The sequence below is a fragment of the Allosphingosinicella sp. genome (assembly GCF_059502505.1).
In genome coordinates this window covers 64776-81909 of the sequence record NZ_JCACEU010000020.1, presented here as the reverse complement: position 1 = coordinate 81909, position 17134 = coordinate 64776, and the positions used below count along the sequence as shown (strand labels likewise).

The following is a 17134-nucleotide window of genomic DNA, read 5'->3' as shown; positions in this document are numbered from 1 at the left end:
GGTCGCGCCACCCAGGCGAGAGCAAGCGTCACAGGCGGTCAGGCCCGCGAGGCTGCGTCACGATGCCGCGAGCTGATCGCGGATGCTGGCGTCGAAATGGGCGTCCATCGCAGTGCGGGCAGCCGCGGCGTCGCGGTCGGCGATGGCCTCAGCCAGCGTCTGGTGGAGGTGGGAAATGCGTTCTCGTTCGACCTCGGCCTTGCGGGTGTGCCAGGCGGCGGGGATGGCGATCTCCATCATCGGCGCGAAGGCGCGGACGATCTGCAGGAAGAGCACGTTGTGCGAGGCGCCGGCAATGGCGGCATGGAAAGCGAGGTCGTGGCCCGTGCGCAACGCCAGGTCGTCGCCCGCTTCGGCAATGCCGTTGGCGAGGCGGACGATCTCGGCCGCCTCCCGGTCGGTGCGTTCCGTGGCGGCGAGCTCGGCGGTGCGCAGTTCCAGGGTGCGGCGCACGTCCCAGACCTCGCGGATCGAAACCTGGGCGGTGGCGACGGCGTGATCGAGCGAGGTTGCCATGACCGAGCCGTCGATCGCGCCCACCCTTGCGCGGCGGCCGTTGCCGACGTCGATCAGCTTCAGCGCGGACAGGGTCTTGAACGCCTCGCGCATGACCGGGCGGCTGACGCCCAGCACGCCTGCGAAATGGCCCTCGGCGGGCAGGGTGTCGCCGACCTTGAGGTCGTTGGACTTGATGTGGTCGCGGACCGCCTGTGCCGCCTGGTGCACCAGGGAGGGGCCGTCGCTCGCTCGGGTCGCCATAAGATCCTCTTCGGTCAGGCCGCCAGCGCCGCGGCGCGGAAGCTCGACGGCGCCACTCCGTAGCGCCGGGAAAAGGCGCGTGTGAAGGCGGCATTGTTGAGATAGCCGCAGCGATAGCCGATCGCAGAGACAGGCAGGTCGGTGGCCGTCAGCATCTGCCGCGCCTCACCGAGGCGGTGCTCGGCGATGAGGGTGGCGACGCTCTGATTGAACATGTCGCGGAAGCCGCGGGCGAGCTTGCTGCGGTTGAGGCCACAGGCGGACGCGATGGAATCGAGCGTCAGCTTCTCGTTCCATCGCGTCTCGATCAGGCGGCGTGCGCTGCGGATGCGCTCGCAGTCGCGGTAGGAGAGTTGCGCGTCGCGGGCGGCGGGAATGAGCATGTCCTGCTGGAGCAGGAGGAAGGTCTCGCAGAGCAGCTCGATCGACTTGGCGAGCCGCAAAGTGGTGCGCGCCGGCTCGGGGAGAGCGCAGTGCAGGATAGCGCCGGCGATCGACCGAAGATTCGGCGGGATGTGAAACACGCCTTCATGCTCGGGGAGCGCGGTGAAGAGGCGGCGGCACGCGAGCCGGGTGACGATCAGGATCAACTGGGCGTCGAGCGCTTCCACCGCGGTCGGCTCGGGATCGCCGATGTAAACGACGGTGGCGCTGCCCTCCGGGTCCGACAGCTCGAACGCGAAGGCAACCGAACCCTCCGGCCAGAGCAACGGCTCGACCGGGCCGCGTCCGATCAACGCGACCATCTCATGCGACACTTGGATCAGGCTGCGACAGCCTGGCTGCGGGATCGACATCTCTCCACCTTCCTATGCTGGAAGCTGGAGCTGTCATATACCTGTCTGATAGCCGAAGCAACAGCTATCAGACAGGTTCTCCGGTGCCGTCCGGCGCGTTTCGCATCGCGATGATGAAGGCAAACAGCGACACGATGCTGACCACCACCGCCACGCCGGCGAGTGCTGAGGCCAAATGCTGCTCGCCGCCGAGCAGGCTGCTGACCCAGGTGACGAGGCTCGGCGCGATGCCGAAGCCGATCAGGCCGGCGATCGCGATGAAGCCGCCGATGCACAGGCCCCGGAGCTCGTTCGGGATGAACACCGTCAAAGCCACTGAGGTGACGAGGCCGGTGATGGTGCCGCACAGGACGAGTGCGCCCAAGGCGATGGCGAAGAAGGTGGTATCCGGCGCAATCGGGAACAGCGCGGCGGGGATGGCGAGCACTGCAGCGACCACCGCGCCGATCAGCAGGCCGCCGCGCCGGCCGCTCTTCTGGCCGAGATCGGCTGCGATACCGCCCAGGATTGCGCCGACTACGCCGGTGGACAGCATGATCGCGCCCATCCAGCCTGCGAACTGTTCCGGCTGCTGTCCGAAATTGCGGGTCAGCACCGGCGCCGCCCAGATCGCTGCGGCGGCATCGGCCATCACGACGGTCACCTGGCCTGCGAAGAGCGGGATCAGGAAGGCGCGGCGCGCCCAGAGCTCGGCGAGGACAGTGCGGAACGGCGCGCCCGGGCCGGCCTCGATTTCGTGGCGCGGCGGCTCCTTCATGAAGAAGAGCGGCAGGATCATCGCCAGGCTGGCGAGCGCGAGCGCAAGATGGGTCGCACGCCACGGCTCCATGCCGCCGAACCAGGCCGGCGCCGCCTGGTGCACGAACAGGCCGAAGAACCAGCCGACCAGCGTGAAGGCAGCCGCTTGCCCCAGCGACTTGCCAAGCGTGATGATGAGCAGCGCCCGCCCGCGCTCCACCGGGGTGCAGAGGTCGGCGGAGAGCGACAATCCGGCGGTCAGGGCACCGGTCGTGCCGATGCCGGCCAGCATTCGCCCGAGGAAGAGGATCGGCACGCTCTCGGCAATCGCGGTTACCGCCGTGCCGAGCGTCCAGACGAGCGCGAGAGCGATCATCAGCCGCATCCGGTTGGTGCGGTCGACGAGGATGCCGATCGGGATGGAGAAGAGCACCAGCGGGACTGCCGCACTGACCCCCTGGATCAGGCCGAGCACGGCATCGCTGAGGCCCATCTCGGCCTTCGCCGCTTCCTGGACCGTGCTGAACGAGCCCATCATCGTGAAACCGGCCGCCGTGGCCAGCGCGATCGCGATGAGCGGGAAGAGCGACCGCTGCAGCGAAGGCGAAGCGGCGGGCGCCGGCGGGGCGTAGCTGGTTGCCATCGTCACAGCGCGAAGATCTTGCCGGGGTTGAACAGGTCCTTGGGGTCCAGCGCGCGCTTGATCGTGCGCATCATCTCGACCGCGTCACCGAGCTCGGCGGCGAGCCATTTCTGCTTGCCGAGACCGATGCCGTGCTCGCCGGTGCAGGTGCCGTCCATGGCAAGCGCGCGCTCGACGAGACGGGCGTTCAGGACCTCCACCTCGTTCATTTCATGGGGTGCCTTCGGGTCGATCGAGAAGACGACATGGAAATTCCCATCGCCGACATGGCCGAGGATCGTCGCCGGGACGCTGCAGCCTTCGAGGTCCCGCTTGGTCTCGCCGATGCACTCGGCGAGCCGGCTGATCGGCACGCACACGTCGGTTGCCCAGCCGATCGCACCGGCCCGCAGGTTGACGGCGGCGTAATAGGCTTCGTGCCGCGCCTTCCAGAGGCGCGAGCGCTCCTCCGGCAGGTTGGACCAGTTGAACTGGCCGCCGCCATTCGCCGCCGCCAGCTCGCCCACCGTCTCGATCTGCTCGGCGACATGTCCCGGCGAGCCATGAAACTCGAAGAACAAGGTGGTGACCTCCGGCAGATCGAGCTTGGAGTAGCGGTTGACCGCCCGGATCTGCATGTCGTCGAGGATCTCGACCCGAGCCAGCGGGACCCCGAGCTGGATCGCCTGGACGACGGTGTCGACCGCGCCGCCCAGCGTCTCGAAGCCGCAGACGGCGGAAGAGATCTGCTCCGGAATGCCGTGCAGGCGGAGCGTGACCTCTGTGATGATGCCGAGCGTGCCTTCCGAGCCGATCATCAGCCGAGTGAGATCGTAGCCGGCAGCGGACTTGCGGGCGCGGCGGCTGGTGCGGATGTCCCGCCCGTCCGGCGTCACCACGCGAAGGCTCAGGATCGCCTCGCGCATCGTGCCGTAGCGGACGGCATTGGTGCCGGACGCGCGGGTGGAGGCCATGCCGCCTATGGTCGCGTTGGCGCCGGGATCGATCGGGAAGAACAGCCCCTGGTCGCGCAGATATTCGTTGAGCTGCTCGCGCCGCATGCCGGCCTGGACGGTGCAGTCCAGATCCTCGGCATTGACCTCGATGATTGCATTCATCTCGCTGAGATCGAGGCTGACACCGCCCCGCACCGCCAGCGTGTTGCCCTCGACCGAAGTGCCGGCGCCGAACGGGATCAGCGGCACCTCATGAAGGGTGCAGAGCTTGACCAGCGCGACGACGTCCTCGGTCGACCGGGCGAAGACGACTGCGTCCGGCGGCATCGGTGCGAAATGCGTTTCGCTGCTGCCGTGCTGGAGCCGCATCGCCTCGCCCAGGTGGAGCCGGTCGCCGAACAGACTTTTCAGCCCTTCGACGAAATCCGGCGCCAGCGGCTTGCGATCGGCCTGGATGAAGGCCGCGCCCATCGTCAGAACCTGAAGCTGGCGCGGACGCCGTAGCGGCGGCGCTCGCCGATGATGCCGAGATCGGTCGCCGGCGCGGCGAGCGGCGTGTTCAGCCCCGCAAGCAGGAGCGTCGTCTTCTCGATGTAGCTCTCGAAATAATCCTTGTTGAAGATGTTGTTGGCGAACAGGCCGAGCTCGATCGGGCCGGTCTTGTAAGTCACGGCAGCGTTGAACAGGGCATAGCCGCGCAGGAAGGTCGGGGTGGTTTCGTTCAGCGTCGCAGCCAGGCGCTTGCCTTTGTAGGTCATGCCCCCGGTGAGCGTGAGCGACTGATCGTCGCCCATCGGAATGATGTAATCCGAATAGAGGTTCGCGGTGACGTCGGGTTGAAAGGTCAGGCGGTCCGAGGACAGGACCCGGCCCGTCACGTCCGTATAGGCGTCGGTATTGGTCAGCCGGGCGTGCATGAGGGTGAGGCCGCCGCTGATCGTCCAGTTGGGGGTGGGGCGGATCGCGCCCTCGATCTCGGCGCCATAGCTTTCGACGTCGCCGGCATTGAGGTCGACCGTGACCAGGCCTCCCCCGGCAGCGGGGGCGATCGAGTTGAGGCCGATATAATCCTCGTAATCATTGTAGAAGAGCGCACCGGACAAGGTCAGAACGCGATCGTCTGAGGAATATTTCGTGCCGACCTCATAGGTCCAGACAGAATCGCCATTGTAGGTGCGGGTCGGCGCCGTCGGGGCGTTGAAGCCGCCGCCGCGATAGCCGCGCGCGATCGAGGCATAGCTCATCAGCTGGGGCGTCCACTTGCGGGTGACGCTGAGCTTCGGCTGGAGCTGATCGGTCTCGATCTCGGCCGAGGTGACCGGTCCCACGACCGTGCCGGCGGCGACTGCGTTGGTGATCTGGCCCTGCTGGCGACGATCCTCATGGTCGTAGCGCAGCCCGAGCGAGACCTCGAGGTCGGGGTTGGGCGTGAAGAACAGGGTGCCGAACGCGGAATAGGTGTCCGCCTTGCGCTGATCGGTCGTGGTGCGAGTGAGGCCGAACGGCAGGATGCGGGTTATGTCGACCCCGCTCAGCGTCTCGCGGCTGTAGAAGAGGCCGAAGAGCGACGAGAATTGGTCGCTCCACTCGCTGTCGAAGCGGGCCTCCAGCGTCTTGGTGCGCAGCCGGTCCCGGCCGGTGGCGCGGATCACGTCACCGCGGCCGAAATCGGTGTCGACCTCGGGCGAGCTGGCGTTGCGCGCGTCGTACGCTGCGATCAGGGTCACGTCGGTGCTGATCGACTCCAGCGGCACTTCAAGCCGCGCATTGACGCCGCGATAGCGATAGGAGACGCGGCTCGGCACGTTGAACTCGACCGTGCGCTGATAGTCGGTGGGGCCGGAGACGCGGGCATAGGGCGTGTTCACGCCGTCAACCCAGTCATAATAGCCCTTCACCGTCAGCACGACATCCTCTGTCGGCAGGAAACGGATCGTGCCGTTGACGGAGTCGGTGTTGAGCGGATTGCCGCGCACGCCGATGATGCTGTTGCGAATGAAGCCATCCTGCTCGCGATGCGACGCGGCGACACGGACCTGCAGCTTGTCCTCGACAATCGGACCCGAGACGGCGCCGGAGACGATCCACTGGTCGTCCGGCCCGGCGTAGCTCGCCATGCCGCGCGCCTCGAACTCGTTTCCGGGCACGCGGGTGATAACGTTAATCGCGCCGCCCATCGTGTTCTTGCCGTAGAGTGTGCCCTGCGGGCCGCGCAGCACCTCGATCCGATCGACGTCGAGCAACGGGTTGTTCAAATAGGCAGTGTTCGGCTGGTAAATGCCGTCGATGAACAGGCCGACGCCGGGCTGGACGGTCTGGACGAGGGTGACGCCGACACCGCGGATCGCGACGAAGGCGCGGCCGGTACCGTCCGAGTTGATGTTGAGGCCTGGCGTCAGTGCCGCGGCTTCGCGGACGCTGTTGATGCCGCGCGCCGCCAGGACTTCGCCGGTCAGCGCCGTGGCGGCAATCGGAACGTCCTGCAGCGTCTCCTCGCGCTTGCGGGCGGTGACGACGATCTCCCCGTCGCTAGTCCCAGTTTCCGCAGCCTCTTCGACCGGCGTGCCTTCCGCACCTGTATCCTGCGCGCTCGTGTCCTGAGCGAGCGCTGGGGCGGCAATCAGAGCGGACAGAGCGCAGCCGAGGGAAAGCATCGTGGAGTAGCGCATGAACATCCTCATCCTAAGGTCGCCGTTTTCGGCTGATGAGAATGACCTATCAGACAGCTTACCTATATGAAAGGTTTGCCGCGCCTGTTCCACTTTGCCGATCGGCACAAATACTTGGCCGATCGGCTCACCAGCAGCTGTAGCCGCCGTCGGCGAGCACGATGCTGCCGGTCATCAGGCTCGCCGCATCGGATGCGAGGAAGGCGACGACCGAAGCAACTTCTTCCACCTCGCCGAGTCGGCCCATAGGCGTGCCGTCGATCCAGCGCCGGTACATCTCGCCCTCGCGGTCCGCGAACTGGTTGAGCGGCGTGTTGATGTAGGTCGGCGCGACTGCGTTCACGCGCACTCCTCGAGGTGCCCATTCGACCGCCAGGCTCCTGGTGAGCTGGTGCACGGCCGCCTTGGAGGCGTTGTAATAACTTTGCGGTTGCGGCCGGTTGACGATGAAGCCGCTCATCGACCCGACATTGACGATGCTGCCGCGCCCGGCCTTCAGCATGTGCCGCCCGAAGGCGCGCGCGCACCAGAAGGTGCCGTTCAAATTGACGTCGATGACGTTCAGCCAATGCTCGTCCGCCACTTCCTCTGCCGGCGTCTCGCTGCGGGCGATGCCGGCATTGTTGACGAGGATGTCGAGCGGGCCGAGCGCATCGGCGACCTGCGTCACGCCGGCAGGATCGGTGACGTCCATCATCACGTCGTGCGTCTTGTACCCCTTCGAGGCCATCGCCTGTTGCGCCTTCGCGATCGCTGAGGCGTCGCGGTCGGCAATCGTCACGCTGGCGCCGAACTCCGCCAGCGCTTCGACGCAGGCGAGGCCGATGCCGCTCGCGCCGCCGGTCACCAGCGCCTTGCGCCCGTCGAGGCGCAGTCGTTCCAGATACATAAGTCTCTCTCAGGGAAGGAAGGGAGCGGCGGGCATCGGCGGCTCGTGCTCGGCGACGCCCTGTGCGAGCTTGTAGACCAGCCGCGTCTCGCGATCATATTCCGGCCAAGGCAGCGATCCGTCGCGGGCGAACCGGACCCATATGCCGTGAACCCGGTCGGCGAGCGCCTGCGGCGGCGCGGTCCCGGCAAGCCCTCGTTCGCCGGTCGCGGTGGCCAGCGTGTCGAAGACGAACGGCAGCTCGATGCCGTGGCAGGAGCCGAGCTCGCCCTCCAGCGCGGGCGAGCGCCAGTCGAATTCATACATGTGCGTGCGGCCGCGATGCTCCTCGGCGAAGCGCCGCGCCGGCCAGCGGAAGACCAGGTCGTGCAGCGCCTCGGTGAAGACGTGGCCCGGCCGCTTGTCCTTCCGGCCCATGCCATAGGCCTTCAGCGCCTGGCGTGCTTTCGGCAGGTAACGGCGAAGCACGAACCAGGCGAGCAGACGCCCGACTTTCGCGCGGATGCCGGTGGGCACGAAATACAGGTTCATCTCCTCGGCATTGGTGCCGATCAGCAGCTCGACTTCCGCTCCGGCTCCCCTGGCGAGTGCTTCGAGCGGCGGCTGCGGCAGCAGGTCGTCGCCATGGACCGGGATGAAGCGGCTGATCCCGAACACCGGCTCCAGGCCGTCGGCGTTGCGCAAGTCGAGCCGGGTAGTCGGCAATCCCACCTTCTGCACCGCAGCGAGCCCGTCTTTCGGCGCGACGCTGCGAAAGCCCGCCTCGTCGGGGGTGATCCCGAGCAGCTTCGCCAGCTTCTTCACGAGCCGCTGCGCAACAGGGATATCCCGCGTCATTCCGCCATGGCCGCTCTGCACGATTGCGCGGCGGAAGAGGCCTTTGGCCAGCGGCGAAGCGATCAGGTCGGCAATCGCCATGCCGCCGGCGGATTCGCCAAAGACGGTGACGTTGCCGGGGTCGCCGCCGAACGATGCGACGTTGTCGCGCACCCATTGGAGCGCGGCGATCTGGTCGCGAAGGCCGAGATTGGTCGGCACGCCCGGTATCGGCAGAAAGCCGTCGACGCCGAGACGATAGTTGATCGCGATGCAGATCACGCCGTCGCGGGCGAAGGTGCTGCCGTCCTGCACCGACGCATCCTTGCTGCCGATGACGAACCCGCCGCCATGGATCCAGACCATGACGGGCAAGCCGGATCCGCCGCCCGCCGGCCGCCAGAGGTTCAGCGTCAGATAGTCGTCGCCCTCACTCCAGCCAGAGCCGATCAGCGGCTCGACCTCCAGCGCGGGAAAGGGGTTCAGCCGGTGCGGGGCGTTCGGGCCGAGCCGGGTGGCATCTCTCACCCCCGCCCACGCTTCAGGCGGCTGAGGCAGCGCGAACCGCCGCGGACCAACGGGCGGAGCCGCATAGGGAATGCCGAGAAAGCAATCGATTCCGGCCGCAGTGCTCCCGCCGACGCTGCCGGAAGAGATTTCTACAATTGGACTGGCGGGGCTAGGACTCATGCTCCGATATCTCACAAAATCAGAGCGCCGATAGCACCGGCCCACCGCTCAGGCGTGGTATTCCGGTTTGCAGTCCGTATTTCTAGGCGTGCCGTCCGGCTCCATGCGCATGTTGCTGGCTCGGCTAGATGGCTTGGTGAGGCTCGCCGTTGCCGCGTCAGAGTCGATGATCCGGCGTCAGATCTGCTCGCTGCCAGTAGCTGCCGAGGCCAATGGCTTCGCACAGGCGATCAAATCGGAGGGAGTCTCTCAGGGGCTGAGCCGACGGAATGAACAGCATCTGGGTGACCCGGCGGTGCTGGTCGGTCACCGACGGGTCGGTGGCTGTCTTGCGCAGGCTGACCGCGAGGGGACCGTCTCTCGTCAAATAGCTCTCGGCAACCTGGAATGCTTCCTCGACCGCACCAAGGCCGCCCAATTGTATGGTCGCCGCCACGCTTTGTGCAGGCCCGCGCTTCGCCGCCTGCAGATTACCCTCGACCGCCGCGGCTCTTGCCCGCTCGTTCTGCGGCTCCCGGACCGCCAGCAGCGTCTTCTCGAGCGGCAACATGGCAGCCGCCGGTATGGGGGGCCGCACCGCCTCGTCGACCAATTGCTGCATCGCCTGCTCCGGCCGCCCGGTGAAGGCGAGGGTCCAGAAGCGGGCGAACCAGATTGCCGGCTGCCGAGGCCACATCTGCATCGCCCGGTCGGCCACCTGGTCCATCTCGGAGAGCCGTCCGAGCGTCCAGAGATGATAGACCCGCTTGTAGTGGAAGATGGCCGCAAGCGGTTCCCGTTCCATCAGCGCTTCAACGAGCGGCACGGCCGCGCTGGGGCGGCCGGTTGCCATTTCGAGAACTGCCATGTCGTGCAGCGCGGGCGCGCTGTCCGGCTGCTGCCCGATCACGGACAGCAGCCGAGTTCGGCGCGCGAGCCAGTCTCCGAACAGCGGCGGCAGTGAGATCAACGCGGTTCTGGCAACGCTCTGGTTCGGGTCGAGCGCCAGCGCCGCGTCGGCTGCGGCACGGCACTCCTCGGTATAATCGGCGCCCTCCTGTGCCTCCGCATGTTCGGCAGCATGGCGCAGCAACAAGGCAAGCAGGGCCCACGCCTCCGGATGATGCGGCTCTGCCGCCACCGTTCGCTGGAGGCGCTGAATGGCTGATCGATCGGGTTCCGGGAGGCCCAGGCGCCACGACCGCCAGCCTTCGCTGATCGCCTCCGCAACTGCCGCGCTCCTGCTTGCAGCCCCAGCTGCCCTGGCGGCGGAATGCACGGTCAGCGTGTAACCTGCGCCGGCCAGTGTTTCGATCTGCAGCGCGTCCCCGATTGCCTCGCGCGCCGCGCGCCGAACGCCGGCGATAGCCCGGTTGAGGCTGTCGTCACCTACGGGAAACCCGTTCCAGCAGCGATCGAGGAGCTCCGCCCGGGTCACCAGCGCGCCCGGTCGTTCCGCCAGGCACAACAAGACCAGCATCATCCTGGGTTCGAGGACCGCCCGGCCGCCATGGCCCGCAATCGTGCGGGTGGGGGGGCTGATCACGACTGAGCCGAGGACCACGTCCTGCCGCTTCAGCAGCGGCTCGGTTCCTCCCCCCTCCTGGCTCGAGCCGTGCATCAAGCCTCCCGCCGCAGCATCGTCAGCACTCCGTCAGGACTCCATCATGGTCATCCCGAACGCAAGCTGAAAAGCCTACGCGGTCTGTCCTGGAGATGCATGATGCAAATACGCAATCACCTGGCTCGTCAGCTCTCGCTGATCTCGATCACCGCGCTCCTGGCAAGTTGCGGAGGCGACGGGGGAGCACCGGGGACCGGCACCGGGGTGGTCCCGGCGCCTGCTCCCACACCGTCGCCGTCTCCCACCCCTTCACCGACACCCGCCGCCTTCGTGGGCGCCGTTTATGCCGGCACGAACAATAATGGGCCAGGCGGCAATTTCGTGGTCGGATTCGGCCGGCGCGCTGACGGCACGCTCGCCCCGCTCGACATCTATGAGACGGGAGGGGTCGGCCGGGCGGCGCTGTCATCACCGCCGCCGCGCCTCAACTCCCTCATCGCAGAAGATTCGATCATCGCCGTCGACAACCGGTTCCTGATCGTCGTCAACGCCGGCACCAACGATGTCACCAGCTTCCGCATCAACAGCGACTACAGCCTCTCTCGCGTCGACATCGAGCCGAGCGGAGGCACATCCCCGATCAGCCTCGCCTACCGCAACGGCGTCGTCTACGTCGCCAACGCGGATGAGGATGGGGTTTTCACCGGTCCGCCAAATCAAAGCGGCAATATCACCGCCATGCAACTGGACCCGGCGACTGGCCAGCTGACTCGCATTGCCGGCTTCTCGCTCAGCCTGAGAGCGCGCCCTGCCGACCTGGAGGTGACGCCGGACGGCGCCCACCTGGTGGTGTCGGCGCTCAACGCTGGGGCGCCCCAGCTGCCTCAGCCGACTGCCGCCGAAGTGTCCACGTTCCGCATCCAAGCAGACGGGACGCTGGCGCTTGTGCCTTCTGGCACCGGCATGTCGACCCAGCTCAACAATGCCGCCGGCCGCAATCTCCCGAACGCCATTGGAATAGAGGTCTTCACACGCGGCGGCCGGCAGTTCGTGGTCGCTGCAGAAGCAAGAACAGCCAGCTCGAGCGGGGTTCCCGGAACGTTCGCGACGCTGCAGACCGGATCAGTGTCGACATGGGAGATCGGAGCCGATGGCCTGCTCCTGCCGCGCACTCAGGACTGCTTGCTGGGACCTACCGTCACCAGTGGACCGACACAGGCTGGCTTCGTGGCCTATAACGATGCTTACGAGTTCGCCTCAATCGCCAGTTCCGCGGGGGCCGCGATCAGCTCGATCGGCTTCAGCAACGATGGGATCGTCACCCTCGTTCAGAATGATGGGTATCAGCTACAGGGAACAGCCGCCGACCCAGCAGCGGCCAGCCCACTCGCAAATGCGGATGGTTTCGTCGACCTCGCGTTCGACCCGAGCGGCAATTTCCTCTACCATCTCGTCAGCCTCAAGGGGCGCATCGACACCTACGGCATCGTCTTCAGCTACGAGCGCCGCCAGCAACTCATGACGGGCCTTCTGCCACTGGATAATCTGCAGGGCCTCGTCGTGGTCGGGCCGGCGACGGGGTGACGAGGCTCGAAGCTCGCCCGCGTTCCTACGCCAGCCCGGCGTATTCCCATCCTAGAAAGGTGGAGGCGACTCGGCTTTGGCCCGGGACGCTCTTCAAGAGGGCTTGCCGATGACACGAGACATCGCCGCGTTCGTCGGCCGCAGCGGCCTCTGATCATAGCGTCGGGCGGCGGCCGCAGATCAGGTCGCTGGCTTTTTCAGCGATCATGATGGTGGGGGCGTTGGTGTTGCCTGAGACGAGCTTCGGCATGACCGAGGCGTCGACTACTCGCAGCCCCTCGACGCCGTGCACGCAGAGCCGCGGATCGACGACGGCGCTGGGGTGGCGGCCCATCGCGCAGGTGCCGACCGGGTGATAGATGGTGGTGCCATAGTCGCGGGCGAAGGCGAGCAGTTGGTCGTCGCTCGCGACCTCCGGTCCCGGCATCATTTCGTGATCTATGTAGCGCGCGAGCGCCGGCTGAGCGGCGATGCGGCGTCCCAATTTGAGGCCGGCCAGCACCACCTCACGGTCGAGCGGGTCCGACAGGTAATTGGGGGTGATCGCCGGATGCTCGGCGGGGTCGGCCGAGCGGATGCGGATGGTGCCGCGGGATTCCGGCCGGAGCTGGCAGGGGGCGATGGTGAGGCCCGGTTCGCTCTCCAGCACCATGCGCTGCTGCTGCGCCATGGCATCCGGGTCCATGGTTGCCGGGAGGATGTGGAACTGGATGTCGGGCCCGGCGAGGTCCGGCCGCGACTTGCAGAAGACGCCGACATGCGCCGCCGAGAGGGTGAGCAGGCCGCGCTTGTGGAGCAGATATTTGAACGCCTCGCCGAGGAAGCGGAAGCCGCGGACCATCTCGTTGACCGAGACGATGCCCTTCCTGAGGCGGTAGGTCTCGCCGACGACGAAATGATCCTGGAGGTTCTCACCGACGCCGGGCAGGTCCGCGACCACATCGATGCCGTGCTCGCGAAGCAGCTCGGCCGGGCCAATGCCGGAGAGCTGGAGCAGTTGCGGCGAGTTGACCGCGCCGCCGGCGAGGATCACCTCCGCGCCGGCGCGGGCGATGCGCGTGACGCCGCCCTGGACATATTCCACGCCGACGGCGCGTTTGCCCTCGAAGAGGACGCGCGACGCCAGCGCCTTCGTCTCCACCCGCAGGTTCGGACGATCCATCGCGGGATGCAGGTAGGCGACGGCGGCGGAGCAGCGTCGGCCGTCGCGGATGTTCACCTGATACCAGCCGGCGCTTTCCTGCTCGGGCCCATTGGGATCGCGGTTGGGGAGGCCGAGGGCTTCGCAAGCCTCGATCACCGCTTCGGACACCTCGTGCGTATCGGCAGGATCGGCGACGTGGAGCGGCCCGCCGACGGCGTGGTTCTCGCACGGCCCCCGCTCCTGGTTCTGGGCGCGGCGGAAATAGGGGAAGACGTCGTCCCAGGCCCAGCCTTCGCAGCCGAGCTGACGCCAGCCGTCATAATCGGCGCGCTGGCCGCGTATGTAGAGCATGGCATTGATCGACGAGGAGCCGCCGAGCACCTTGCCGCGCGGCCAGACATGCTGGCGGCCGCCGGTGCCCGCGTCCGGCTCGGTCGTGTAGAGCCAGTTGACCTTGGGGTCTCTCAGCGTCTGCGAATAGCCGACGGGGACATGGATCCAGAGGTTGGACAGGAATTGCGACGGCTCCTTGAGCGGCCGGTCGTCGCCGCCCGCCTCCAGCAGCAGCACGCGCGTGGCGGGATCCTCGCTGAGCCGCGCGGCCAGCACGCAGCCGGCCGATCCCGCGCCGACGATGATGTAATCAGCCTGCAGCGCGCTCTCGCTCAACGCTCCCCTCCCCTGCGGCGTCGCGAATGAAGCGGGCGGTCAGCTCCGGCTGGGTGAAGGGCAGCATATGGCCTCCTTCCACCATCTCCAGCCGCGCGCCCTCGATCTCGCCCGCGGTGCATTCACCATGCTTGCGGCAGTCGAGCAGATTGTCTTCCCGCGCATAGAGGATGCTGACCGGCAGCTTGAGCTCGCCGTAGCGGGCGACCAGCTTCGGCATGTCCGCCTCGACCGCGACCATGTCGGACGAGGAGGCGTAGAAGGCGGCAGGCCGCGCAGCGAGCATGCCGCCGCCGACCGTCGGGAAGGTCGCCGGCACGGGCTCCGGATGAAAGACCTGCCGAAGCGTCTCGTCCGCCTTCATGGCCGAAAGAGGGATGGCGATTGTCCGTGCGATGATCGCCCGCGCGGCAGGTGAGCGGATGGCGAGCCCTTCGAAGACCGGCGGCGGTTCCTCCTGCACCTGAGTGAGAGGCGTGACGAGCGCGAGGCTGCCGACCGCCTCGGGATGCTCCAGCGCCACCGCCAGCGACAGCGCCCCGCCCAGCGAATGGCCGACCAGCAGCGGCTTCCCCAGCTCCAGAGCCCTGATGAAGGCTACGACGGTCTCGGCCTGCGCGAACAGGCTGGCGGAGGCGCCCGGCGCGCGCGTCGAATAGCCCGAGCCGGGGCGGTCGATCAGGATCACCCTAAAGTCCCGCGCAAGATCCTCGATCAGGCTCGGCGCAAAGCTTTGCAGGACGGCGCCGAGGCCGTGGATGAGAATGATCGGAGGGCCGGAGCCTCGATCCACATAATGGATGCGGTCGCCGTTCACCTCGATGAACTTGCCGATCGGCGGCACCGCGGCCTCGGCCTTGCGTGCGGCGGCGGCGCTGAACGCGGCCAGTCCGCCGCCAATGGCGCCGGCGGCGCCGGCCGCCAAGAGAAACGGGATCATGCCTTCAGCCTCCTTTCGAGGATTTTCCAGTAGGAGACCGGCGCCACCCGCTCGAGCAGCGCCATGAAACGGGCGTCGTTGCCGACGATGACGCGCGGCCTGCCCTGCTCGGCGCCGCGAACGATGATCTCGCCAGCCTCGTCAGGCGGCATGCGCAGGAACTTGTCGAAACGCTTCTTCTGCTCTTCGAGATCGATCATGTTGACGCCCGCGGGCGGGCGAGCGCTTTTCGCGATCGAGGTGGCGACGCCGCCAGGGTGGACGACGGTGACGCCGACATCGCTTCCTTCCGCCTCCAGCTCCCGCCGGAGCGATTCCGAAAAGCCGCGGACGGCGAACTTGCTTGCGCAATAGGCGCTCTGCCCCGGCGGCGCGATCAGTCCGAAGACGCTGGAGATGTTGACGATCCGCGCCTCCTCGGCGGCGCGGAGCAGCGGCAGGAACGCCCGCGTCATCCGCACCACGCCGTAGAAATTGATCTCCATGAGCCATTCGAAGTCGGCCTCGGCGACCTGCTCGAAGGTGCCGCCGCAGGCGACGCCGGCATTGTTGAAGAGAAGATGCGCGCCGCCATGGCTCTCGACTACGAGCGCGGGAAAGGCGGCAACGGCGTCGCGGTCGGCGACGTCGAGGCGATGCGTGCTGACCCGAACGCCGTTTGCCATCTTCGCGGTTTCGGCGAGCCCGGCTTCGTTGAGGTCGCCGAGAGCGAGATTGCAGCCGCGGCGGGCTATTGCCAGCGCGATGCCGCGGCCGATGCCGCTCGCGGCGCCGGTCACGACGGCGGTGCGCCCAGCGATCTTCACACCGTCTCCCGCGCTTTCGCCGGCATATCGGCGCGGCGGAACTCCATCACCCCATCCTCAAGCCCGCCAAACTTCAGCGCGGCCATGTCGAACGCGTAATTCTGGTGCACCCGCCACGGCTTCGCGGCACCCTGCACGGGCAGGATGTCGCGCGCGCGCTGGACATAGCCGGAGGTGAAATCGAGGAAGGGCAGGCGCTCGACCGTCGGGTCGGCGCGGGGCGTGGCGATGTCGAAGCCTTTCTGGCCCATGTGGCGGAGCAGGCGGCAGAGATAGGCCGCGGTAAGGTCCGCCTTCAGCGTCCACGAGGCGTTGGTATAGCCGAACGTGTAGGAAAGGTTCGGTACGTCGGCGAACATCATCGCCTTGTAGCTGAGGCTGCCGGCAAGGCTGTGCGGCTTGCCGTCGAGCGCAAGGGCGATGTCGCTCATCAACTGGATCTTGAGGCCGGTGGCGGTGACGATGATGTCCGCCTTGATCTCCTCTCCGCTGGCGAGGCGGATCCCGCCGGGCGTGAAGCGGTCGATCGTGCCGGTGACGATCGAGGCGCGGCCGTCCGAGATCGCGTCGAACATGTCGGCGTCCGGCACCAGGCAGAGGCGCTGGTCCCACGGATTGTAGCTTGGGCTGAAATGCCGCTCGACGTCGTAGCCTGCCGGAAGCAGGTCGCGAACGCCCTCGAGGATCTTCTCCTTCACCTTGGCGGGCCGCGCGCGGGCGAGGCGGAAGAAGAACATCTGCAGCAGCACGTTCTTCCAGCGCGTGATGCCGTAGGCGACCTTCGCCGGCAGCAGCTTGCGCAGGGCATTGGCGATCGCATCCTCGGACGGGCGCGACACCATGTAAGTGGGTGAGCGCTGCAGCATCACGACATGCGCGGCGTCCCGCGCCATCTCCGGCACGATCGTGACCGCGGTGGCGCCGCTGCCGATCACGACGACGCGCTTGTCCTTATAGTCGAGATCCTCGGGCCAGAATTGGGGGTGGACGATCCGGCCCTGGAAGTTCTCCGCACCCGCGAACTCCGGCAGGTAGCCCTCGGCATAATCATAGTAGCCGGTGCACATGTGCAGCCAGTTGCAGGTGAAGCGCACCCGCTCCCGCGTGTCGGTCCGCTCCGCCTCGACCGTCCAGAGGGCCTCGGCGCTCGACCAGGCGGCGCGCTTCACATGATGGTTGAAGCGGATGCGGCCGTCGATCGCGGCGTCGCGAGCCGTGTCCCTGATATAATCGAGAATCGAGGGGCCGTCGGCGATCGCCTTCGCCGCGGTCCAGGGGCGGAAGGCGTAGCCCAGCGTGTACATGTCGGAATCCGAGCGGACGCCGGGATAGCGGAACAGGTCCCAGGTTCCTCCGATCGCCGCCCGCCCTTCAAGGATGACGTAGCGTTTTTCTGGAAGACGCGCCTGGAGGTAATGGGCGGCACCGATGCCGGACAGGCCTGCCCCGACGATCAGCACGTCGAAATGCTCTGCCGTCGTCGTCCGCTGATCCATGCCCACCTTCCGTGAA

The 17134-nt window shown here is 67.1% G+C and carries 13 protein-coding genes; 1 reads left to right on the top strand and 12 read right to left on the bottom strand.

Annotated elements, in window-relative coordinates:
- Nucleotides 1-57 precede the first annotated feature (57 nt).
- From AC5JBD_RS16125 to AC5JBD_RS16090, 8 genes are all read right to left on the bottom strand, one after another.
- On the bottom strand, nt 58-759 hold the full coding sequence (locus tag AC5JBD_RS16125) for a FadR/GntR family transcriptional regulator (RefSeq protein WP_495722845.1): 702 nt from the start codon (nt 757-759) through the stop codon (nt 58-60).
- Between the two features lie 14 nt (nt 760-773).
- Entirely contained in the window at nt 774-1556 is a 783-nt protein-coding gene (locus AC5JBD_RS16120) for a helix-turn-helix transcriptional regulator (RefSeq protein ID WP_495722844.1), read from the bottom strand.
- 67 nt (nt 1557-1623) lie between these two features.
- Nucleotides 1624-2937: an MFS transporter gene (locus AC5JBD_RS16115; protein ID WP_495722843.1), complete on the bottom strand. Its 1314-nt coding sequence runs from the start codon at nt 2935-2937 to the stop codon at nt 1624-1626.
- 2 nt (nt 2938-2939) lie between these two features.
- Entirely contained in the window at nt 2940-4343 is a 1404-nt protein-coding gene (locus tag AC5JBD_RS16110) for an FAD-binding oxidoreductase (protein ID WP_495722842.1), read from the bottom strand.
- A gap of 2 nt (nt 4344-4345) precedes the next feature.
- Nucleotides 4346-6553 (bottom strand): TonB-dependent receptor, encoded by a 2208-nt coding sequence (locus tag AC5JBD_RS16105; protein WP_495722841.1) that lies wholly within the window; start codon nt 6551-6553, stop codon nt 4346-4348.
- A gap of 115 nt (nt 6554-6668) precedes the next feature.
- Nucleotides 6669-7430, bottom strand: a complete 762-nt coding sequence (locus AC5JBD_RS16100) for an SDR family NAD(P)-dependent oxidoreductase (RefSeq protein ID WP_495722840.1) — start codon at nt 7428-7430, stop codon at nt 6669-6671.
- Nucleotides 7431-7439: 9 nt separating this feature from the next.
- Nucleotides 7440-8936, bottom strand: coding sequence for a carboxylesterase/lipase family protein (locus AC5JBD_RS16095; protein ID WP_495722839.1), 1497 nt, complete (start codon nt 8934-8936; stop codon nt 7440-7442).
- 157 nt (nt 8937-9093) lie between these two features.
- Nucleotides 9094-10536: a winged helix-turn-helix domain-containing protein gene (locus tag AC5JBD_RS16090; protein ID WP_495722838.1), complete on the bottom strand. Its 1443-nt coding sequence runs from the start codon at nt 10534-10536 to the stop codon at nt 9094-9096.
- Between the two features lie 273 nt (nt 10537-10809).
- Between AC5JBD_RS16090 and AC5JBD_RS16085 the strand changes: the two genes are divergently transcribed.
- Nucleotides 10810-12063 carry a beta-propeller fold lactonase family protein gene (locus tag AC5JBD_RS16085; RefSeq protein WP_495722837.1) on the top strand — a complete coding sequence of 418 codons (1254 nt, stop codon included), beginning with the start codon at nt 10810-10812 and terminating at the stop codon, nt 12061-12063.
- Nucleotides 12064-12217: 154 nt separating this feature from the next.
- Here AC5JBD_RS16085 and AC5JBD_RS16080 read toward each other — a convergent pair whose 3' ends face one another.
- The 4 genes from AC5JBD_RS16080 to AC5JBD_RS16065 are packed head-to-tail and all read right to left on the bottom strand — an operon-like array spanning nt 12218 to nt 17118.
- Entirely contained in the window at nt 12218-13876 is a 1659-nt protein-coding gene (locus AC5JBD_RS16080; protein ID WP_495722836.1) for a GMC family oxidoreductase, read from the bottom strand.
- A complete protein-coding gene (locus AC5JBD_RS16075) occupies nt 13851-14816 on the bottom strand; it encodes an alpha/beta fold hydrolase (RefSeq protein ID WP_495722835.1) in 966 nt (321 codons plus the stop codon). Before AC5JBD_RS16075 ends, AC5JBD_RS16080 begins: the two co-directional genes overlap by 26 nt.
- Nucleotides 14813-15622 carry an SDR family NAD(P)-dependent oxidoreductase gene (locus tag AC5JBD_RS16070; RefSeq protein WP_495722834.1) on the bottom strand — a complete coding sequence of 270 codons (810 nt, stop codon included), beginning with the start codon at nt 15620-15622 and terminating at the stop codon, nt 14813-14815. The genes AC5JBD_RS16075 and AC5JBD_RS16070 overlap by 4 nt, the downstream gene beginning before the upstream one ends.
- Nucleotides 15619-17118 carry a flavin-containing monooxygenase gene (locus AC5JBD_RS16065; RefSeq protein ID WP_495722833.1) on the bottom strand — a complete coding sequence of 500 codons (1500 nt, stop codon included), beginning with the start codon at nt 17116-17118 and terminating at the stop codon, nt 15619-15621. The genes AC5JBD_RS16070 and AC5JBD_RS16065 overlap by 4 nt, the downstream gene beginning before the upstream one ends.
- Between the last annotated feature and the right edge of the window lie 16 nt (nt 17119-17134).